The following is a 935-nucleotide window of genomic DNA, read 5'->3' as shown; positions in this document are numbered from 1 at the left end:
ACTGTAACAGATTCCTGTTCGAGTCAATCTAATTCGGTAACTGTTGGTCAACCTTCTGCTCCTTTGTCTTGTTCAATTACACAAAACAAAGCAGTAACTTCAAATGGGTTGAGTGATGGTGAAGCAACGGTTTCTGCACTTGGTGGAAATAGTAATTATACCTATTTATGGGATAATAATGAGACAACGCAAAAAGCTGTTGCTTTAAATGCCGGATTACATTCTGTAACCGTAACAGATTCTAAAGGCTGTACAACAACTTGTACTATCACTATTTCGGAACCTAATGTTTTGTCTTGTAGTATTGTTCAAGATGCTCCTGCAAAATGTTATGGAGATAATAACGGTATCGCAACAGTTACCGCCATAGGAGGAAATGGAGAATATACTTATCTATGGGATAACAATGAAACAATAGCTCAGGCAACAGCTTTAACCGCTGGCTTACATACAGTAACTGTTACTGACAAGTTAGGATATAAAACAACTTGTAATGTTACTATTGCACAACCACAAGCCGCCCTGTTAGCAGCTATAAATACTAATACCAATGTAAACTGTAAAGGTGACGCAACAGGATCTGCAACAGCGGCTGCAACTGGCGGAACAGGAACTTATTCTTATTCCTGGAATACTAATCCGGTGCAGACTTCGGCTACGGCTACTAACTTGATTGCAGGAACTTATATCGTAACGGTGACAGACGAAAAAGGATGTACTGATACCGAACAAATAACCATTACAGAACCTGAACTTGCACTTACAGCAGCTATAAATACTAATACCAATGTAAACTGTAAAGGTGACGCAACAGGATCTGCAACAGCGGCTGCAACTGGCGGAACAGGAACTTATTCTTATTCCTGGAATACTAATCCGGTGCAAACTTCGGCTACGGCTACTAACTTGATTGCAGGAACTTATATCGTAACGGT

General features: G+C 40.1%; 1 pseudogene. It reads left to right on the top strand.

The window, feature by feature from the left end:
* A pseudogene (locus B0A67_RS24980) lies at positions 1-935 on the top strand (SprB repeat-containing protein); the annotation flags it as partial.

This window comes from Flavobacterium aquidurense (assembly GCF_002217195.1).
In the GTDB taxonomy this organism is placed as follows: Bacteria; Bacteroidota; Bacteroidia; order Flavobacteriales; family Flavobacteriaceae; genus Flavobacterium; species Flavobacterium frigidimaris.
Note: the sequence above shows the minus strand (reverse complement) of the source record. Positions and strands in the feature narration are given on the sequence as shown.